A 6387-nucleotide genomic window follows, 5' to 3' on the forward strand; every position below is an offset into this window, starting at 1 on the left:
TCTGCTGGGCCTCCTACGGCCCTGACCTGGCCGAAGCCATTCGTGGTCTGTGAGCCACGCGGGCGACCTTGATCCACTTTCGCAACAGACCCTAGTTCGCTCGGAGGATCGCGCCCGTAGCGCTAACCTCCTGCTCGTGACTCGGGCGAGCAGGTATCGGTGGCGCACACGCTTGCGTGGGCACCTTCCGTGGTTCCTGCTGGATCGCGGTTTCGCAGCCAAGGGGAAGCGGGACTGCGGGGCGCACGAGTGGTACAACCAGGACGGCGTTACCGCCCGGTGCTACCACTGCGAGGTCGGCGAACAGCCTTGGCCCTCTGTGGCCCCTTGAGGGCCCGAGTCCGACCACTAACGGCGACGGGAGGTCCGGCCGCCGGGCTTGTGGGCGTACATGTCGCGATCGGCAGCCGACAGCGCCTCGGTCAGCAGGAGCGCGGCGGGGCGCGAGGCCCCGACCGAGGCGCCGACCGGGAGCAGGCCACCAGCGAACGGCACGGGCTGGTGAAGCGACTCGCGTAGGGCCGGGAGTCGGTCGGCGGAGTCGAGGGCGACGGCCGCGAACTCGTCCCCGCCGAGGCGGGCAGCCAGGCCGTGCGGGCCGCACCAGGCGGTGAGCCGGTGAGCGGTGGCGATGAGGACGGCGTCTCCGGCGGCGTGGCCGTGGGTGTCGTTGACCTTCTTGAAGTCGTCCAGGTCGACCAGGAGCACCGTGGCCCGGTCGGGGTGGGTGCGGATGAGGCGTTCGGCGCGGGTGGTGAAGCCCTCGCGGGTGAGCAGACCGGTGAGCGGGTCGCGGCGGGCGGTGGCCAGGCGCCGGGCGAGCCAGGTGCCGTGGGTGGTCCAGCCGACCAGCGGAACAGCGGCGGCGAGGATCGGGGCGAGGTCCATCGGGGCAGTTCCTCTCGAAGGGGTGCGGAACCGCGGGGCGGGATGCTTGGCGGCTTTGCCGCCCCGAGGCCCGGTCAGATACCGAGGGACAGTGCGCGGGCGGACGCCCGGTCAAGCAGGTGGTGCACGTCGGCCTGGCGGGTGCCGGGCGCGTCGTTGTAGCGGTCCGGGGAGGCGTGCGGTCGGCCGGTGGCGTGCAGGACTTCCATCACCTGCACCCGGGCGCGGAGCACGGTGGTCGGGGTGCCGTAGCCGTGGGCGAGGACGGCGGCTTGGGCGCCGAGGAGGCAGACCCGGCCGGCGGAGTCCCACAGGCGACCTTGCGTCCACCCGAAGGCGGCCATGTAGCGGGAGGTGAGCTGCAGGTGGTCGGCCACGGTCACCGACACCGGGCGGGCCGGGCGGCGGGTGAACCGGTCGAGGAGCGTCGGGGCGGGTGTCGGGTATCCGGCGTTCCAGGGGCGGACGGTGGAGCCGAGCGGGCAGACGTACGGCACGGCCGGCCGCGCAGGCACGGGCAGGGTGGCGAGGTAGGTCTCGATCTCGGCGACGAGGGCGGCGCCCTCCGGGGTGAGGGCGAGCGAGGCGGGCAGCAGGAGCGGGGTCGTCATGGCGGTTGTGCCTTCGGCTACTTGCCGGTGACGGCGGTGACGCCGGAGCGGGTGGTCTGGTCGATGGCCGGGGCGAGGAAGGTCCCGGCGACGTAGAAGCCGAAGAGGGCGATCAGGGCGGCGACCCACATGCGGATGCCGAGGAGCTTGACGGCGGTCCAGACGATGGCGCCGAGGACGACGACCAGGGGCAGGGTGACGTTCATGGCAGGTTTCTCCTGTCAGCGGACGGTGCAGCGGTGGGTGCGGGCGGCGATCTCGGCGGCGGCGCGGGAGTCGTAGTCGGCCGAGAAGCCGCAGCGCGGGGCGGTGCAGGCGGCGGCGTGCCGCTCCCGGCCGCGGCCGTCGTAGTAGGTGGCGACCTGCACCGGGCCGATGCGGATCACGTTGCGCGGGCGGATCGGGCGGGGCATGGATGGGGCCTCCTGTCAGGCGAGTTGGGCGGCGATGGCGTCCGCGAAGTGCGGCGGGACACCGAGCCGGGCCCGGAGGGTGTCGGTGTCGATCGGCTCGCCGGTCCGGGCGCGGTGGTCGTCGGCGACCTTCCGGGCGTGGTCGACCAGGGCGGCCGGCACGGCCAGCGGCGGAGCGGGCCGGGGCTCGGATGCCGGGGTGGGTGGGAGCGCGGGCAGCGGCTCGGGTGCGGTAACCGCTTCCGGTTCGGGCTCATAGAGCGGGAGTTCGGGATCGGCGTCGACCTCCGGCGCGACCGCGGGGGCGGGCGTGGTGGCATGGGCGAGAAGGGTGCCGCCGAAGAACGCGAGGGCGGGCCACCCGGCGACGAGAATTCGCAGCCAGGCGGGGACGTGGGCGAGATCGAGGAGTCCGGCGGTGGCGACGTTCGCGCCGAGCGAGGCGGTGAGGGCGATGGCGAACCAGGTCCAGGCGGCCGGGGCCGGGGCGCCGTTGGCCCGCAGGGTGCGCATGCGGTGCCAGGCGGCGACGAGGAGCAGGTCGACGGACACGGGGTAGGCCCAGGCCTTCCAGCCCTGCTGGCCGGCGGCTTCGGCGAGGTCGTGGAGGTGGGCGAAGGACAGGGCGCCGGCGATGGCGGCTTGCACGAGCACGGCGTCCGGGCGGGGCAGTCGCATCGGGGTTCCTCCTTCCGGGAGAGGGCTACTGGGCGGCGGTGCCGGAGCCGAGGCAGGTGGGGCACAGGACCTCGACCTCGCCGGCGGGGCGGGACTTCTTGCCCCGGCCGACGGTGTGGGTCTCACGCACCCAGCCCTCACCGGCGCAACCGGTGCACGCGGGCGGGGCCTGCTTGGTGCTGGTCTTCCTGGCGGGCATGACCGGGGTTCCTTCCGGCGTCGGGCATGGCAGGGGTAGGGACCTGGCGCGAGGCGGTCGCGCCGACCAATGGACGAGGAGGTGTTACTCGGTGACCGGCTTCGGGACGAGCCGGGGCGGAGCCGACGGCTTCGGCGGAATCACCACGGCCAGCGAAACAGCCGGGCGGAAGGCTGCAAGCGCGGGCACGTCGGGCACCAGGTGGGCGTGCTCCCGGCAGATTCGGGCGGCGTCGGCGAGGGACAGGTCGGGGGTGCGGATGCGGGACCAGCCGCCGGAGGTGTCGCCGGCCATGGCCAGGCCCGGGGTCTCGGGGGCGATCTGCGTCGAGGCGAGGACAGCATCGGGTGAGATGTCGCCGAGTCCCATGTCGGCGGTCTGTCGGTCGTTGACCCGGTGGACGACCCGGCCGGTGAGCTGAGCGCGGAGCATGGTGGCGCCCTTGCCGAGCTCGGAGCCGAAGCGCTGCCCGCAGACCTCCAGGAACATGCCGGCCGCGCGGCCGATCTGGGCGAGGCGGATCAGCTGGGTGACCATGTGGTCGCGCCGCTCTTCCTCCCGGCGGGTGGCGACGAGGAACAGCTCGGCGACCTCGTCCACGAGCAAGACCAGCGGCACCGGCCGCAGCTTGGCGGGCAGACCCCAGATGTCCGAGGTGATGTCCTCGGCCGGCACCGACCCAGGGATGCCCTGGTGGCGGCGGATCAGCTCGTAGCGGTCTTCCATCTCGTAGACCAGCGCGTCCAGCAGCGCGGACGCCTGCTCCGGGTCGGTGGCCAGTGCGGAGAGCCGCGGGGCGAACGGGGCCTGTTCGACGCCGCGCTTGCAGTCGATGCCCACCAGCGCGACCGGCCGCCGGGCGAGACCGGCGATCAGGTTCCGCATGTAGACCGACTTGCCGGACAAGGTGGCGCCGAGGTTCAGGCCGTGCGGCACGGCCCGGTAGTCCCGGACGAACGCCGTACCGTCCTCCCGCAGTGCCACCGGCACCACCAGGTCACCGGCCGGCACCCGGCGCGGCATCCGCACGGTGCGGAGTACGTCGAAGCCGGTCATCCGCAGCTCCACCACACCCGGTTTGAGGACCGCCACGTGGACGGAGTGCACGCCCCAGGCGTGACGGAGGCGTTCGGCCGACGCCTGCACGTCCGCCGGTTCCTGACCCGGGGCGAGCCGAAGCCGCACCCGCAGGCCGGTCGAGGTCGGCCGGACCATCAGGATTCGGGGCGGGACCGGCCGGATCTCCCGGCGGGTGGTCGCCCGCATCAGCAGGACCCGCAGCCGGGACGGCTCCACCGTCAGCCCGCAGGCGTCCATCGTGCTGCCGTAGGTGGCGGAGAACCGCACCGCCGCCACCGGCAGACCCACCGCCGACCAGAACACGGCCGGCGCCTTGACCCTGGCGTACGCCGCTCCCCCGGCGAGGGCCGCCGCGGGCACGCCCAGCTCGGCGAGCGTCAGCAGCTCGGCCATCGTGATCAGCCCCGGGCCGGCGCCGGGACGAGCGAGGTGATCGCCGTCGCGCGGAAGGAGATGCCGTGCCGCTTCTGACCGTTGAACTCATTCTCCCAGTCCCGCGCCTTGAGGCCGGTCACCGCGACCATCGTGCCCACCGACAGACCCTCGCTGATCCCGGTCTCCGGCACCGCCACGGTGTAGAGGTTCGCCTCACCGTCGTCCGCGATGGTCAGGCCGACCGTCAGCATCCGGGCACCAGTCTCCCGGTCGATCGCGATCTCGCCGGTCTGCTTGTTGACGACCTTCGGCGCCGGCGGGACGACCACGAAGACCACGGCCGTCGAGGTGTCGATCTTGAACGTAGCCATGCGGCAACTCTCCTCTAGAAGAGGTGACCTCATGCACTCATGTACATGAGTTGATGAATAGAAGAGTGCATGACTCCTGTACATGAGTCAACCCGCCGCGGGAAGAATCCTGCGGCGGGTTGCGGAAGTTGATCGTCCGTCAGTCGCGCGCGGCGAACCTGTAGTCAAGAACGAACTGGTCAGCCGCCATCACGGTGTCACAGACCTCAACCACGCGGCCGACCGCCGTCGTGGCGTTCCGCACCAGATGAATGACCGGCGAGCCGGGGCTCAGCGCCAGCGCGGAAGTCTCCGCCTTGGTGGCGAGCCGGGCCCGGACCGTCTCGGTGAACTCGGCGAGGGCATGCCCGTGCTCCTCCAGGCGGGCATAGATCCCACCGCCCCCAGGGTTCTCGGCGAACATCTCCGGGATGTCCTTCACCACGTCCCACGGCAGGTAGGAGGTGGCTTCCTCGGTGGGCGTGCCGTCGCGGAAGTAGCGCCGCTTTCGGGCGAGCACCTTCGTGCCGGCCGGAACCTCCAGGCGCTCCGCGATCTCCTCCGGAGCCTCCACCGGACCCACGAAGAGGACATTCACCGACGGGGTGCCGCCGGACTGCTCGGCCTCAGCCAGGTAGGCGGCCTTGCCGGCCAGGCGGTGAGCCCGGCGGAAGCGGTCGGACGACTTGCGCTGCACCGGCGGCCGAGAGCGGACGAAGGACCCTCGCCCGTGGTGGGTCTCGATGAGCTGGGTCGTCCGCAGCTCGGCGACGGCCTTCCGAACGGTGCCGGACGCCACGCCGTAGCGCTCCATCAGCTCGGATTCGCTGGGGACGGCTGCCCCCGGAGCCAGGACTCCCGAACGGATCTGCGCGGCAAGGTCATCCGCGATCTGCAAATACTTCGCCTTGGCCGTCGAGGCCGCTTCGCCGCTCGCCATAGTCCTTAGGGTGCTCCTATTCTCCTGTACATGAGTAGCAGCCCCGCAGTTCAAGCGTCAACGCCGCTCCACTCCGTGTCTGTGGCTGGCGTTGTCGTCCGCGAGGACGGCCGAATCCTCGCCATCCAGCGCGCCGACAACGGGACATGGGAGCCGCCGGGCGGCGTGCTCGAACTCGGTGAGACCGTCGAGGAGGGCGTCTGCCGGGAGATCTTCGAGGAGACCGGCATCAGGGTTAGGGTCGAGCGGCTCACCGGTGTCTACAAGAACATGACCCGAGGCATCGTCGCCCTGGTCTTCCGGTGCCGGCCCGAAGGTGGGCAAGAGCAGCTCTCGGAGGAGTCGACCGCCGTCGATTGGCTGACGCCGGACGAGGTGCGCGCGTCCATGGGCGAGGTGTACGCGGTCCGGATCACCGACGCGCTTGAAGACGAGGCTCCCCACATCCGCGCCCACGACGGTCGCAGCCTGGTGACCGCCGCGAGCTGAGCCTCACCGCACCCAGGTCCGGCTGTCCCGGGCGACAGTGAAGACACTCTCTACCTGTTCGACGGACATCCGAGGTGTGCGGCCCGAGAGGCGCCGATCCGCCTCCTTCCCATCCAGGAGGAGCACAGGCGCCAGCTCGGATGTCACCGTGATCGACGCTGCCCCGAGCACGGCAATCACGGGTTGAACCGGCACCTCGAAGCCGCACCGTCGCGATAAGAGCCGGCTGACCCGAGCACCCTCACGCTGACTGATCGGGACGTACTGTGTGGTCACGTCCGCCGGAGTGGTGTATCGACGGCCACTCGGTGATCCGGTTTCAGGCTAGGCGGTAAGGGCTGTCGTGATGGTCTCGTCGGGGGTT

Annotated in this window: 10 protein-coding genes; 1 reads left to right on the forward strand and 9 read right to left on the reverse strand. The window is 71.5% G+C overall.

The window, feature by feature from the left end:
- Positions 1-348: 348 nt before the first annotated feature.
- The 9 genes from AB0M03_RS39100 to AB0M03_RS39140 all read right to left on the reverse strand — a co-directional run bounded on the left by AB0M03_RS39100 (position 349) and on the right by AB0M03_RS39140 (position 5534).
- Entirely contained in the window at positions 349-888 is a 540-nt protein-coding gene (locus AB0M03_RS39100) for a GGDEF domain-containing protein (protein ID WP_363501418.1), read from the reverse strand.
- A 74-nt stretch (positions 889-962) separates the two neighbouring features.
- Positions 963-1499 (reverse strand): hypothetical protein, encoded by a 537-nt coding sequence (locus AB0M03_RS39105; RefSeq protein WP_363501421.1) that lies wholly within the window; start codon positions 1497-1499, stop codon positions 963-965.
- A 17-nt stretch (positions 1500-1516) separates the two neighbouring features.
- On the reverse strand, positions 1517-1705 hold the full coding sequence (locus AB0M03_RS39110; protein WP_363501424.1) for a hypothetical protein: 189 nt from the start codon (positions 1703-1705) through the stop codon (positions 1517-1519).
- Between the two features lie 15 nt (positions 1706-1720).
- Complete coding sequence (locus tag AB0M03_RS39115) at positions 1721-1912, reverse strand: mobile element transfer protein (protein ID WP_363501427.1); 192 nt, start codon at positions 1910-1912, stop codon at positions 1721-1723.
- Between the two features lie 15 nt (positions 1913-1927).
- Positions 1928-2590 (reverse strand): DUF2637 domain-containing protein, encoded by a 663-nt coding sequence (locus tag AB0M03_RS39120; protein ID WP_363501430.1) that lies wholly within the window; start codon positions 2588-2590, stop codon positions 1928-1930.
- 25 nt (positions 2591-2615) lie between these two features.
- On the reverse strand, positions 2616-2789 hold the full coding sequence (locus AB0M03_RS39125) for a hypothetical protein (protein WP_363501433.1): 174 nt from the start codon (positions 2787-2789) through the stop codon (positions 2616-2618).
- 84 nt (positions 2790-2873) lie between these two features.
- A complete protein-coding gene (locus AB0M03_RS39130) occupies positions 2874-4262 on the reverse strand; it encodes an FtsK/SpoIIIE domain-containing protein (protein ID WP_363501436.1) in 1389 nt (462 codons plus the stop codon).
- A gap of 5 nt (positions 4263-4267) precedes the next feature.
- Entirely contained in the window at positions 4268-4615 is a 348-nt protein-coding gene (locus AB0M03_RS39135) for a hypothetical protein (protein WP_363501439.1), read from the reverse strand.
- Positions 4616-4754: 139 nt separating this feature from the next.
- A complete protein-coding gene (locus AB0M03_RS39140) occupies positions 4755-5534 on the reverse strand; it encodes a GntR family transcriptional regulator (protein WP_363501442.1) in 780 nt (259 codons plus the stop codon).
- A gap of 18 nt (positions 5535-5552) precedes the next feature.
- Here AB0M03_RS39140 and AB0M03_RS39145 point away from each other — a divergent pair, with 18 nt between their 5' ends.
- Positions 5553-6023, forward strand: a complete 471-nt coding sequence (locus tag AB0M03_RS39145) for an NUDIX domain-containing protein (protein ID WP_363501450.1) — start codon at positions 5553-5555, stop codon at positions 6021-6023.
- The last annotated feature ends 364 nt before the right edge of the window (positions 6024-6387 follow it).

This window comes from Kitasatospora sp. NPDC051914, assembly GCF_040680995.1.
Lineage (GTDB): Bacteria > Actinomycetota > Actinomycetes > Streptomycetales > Streptomycetaceae > Kitasatospora.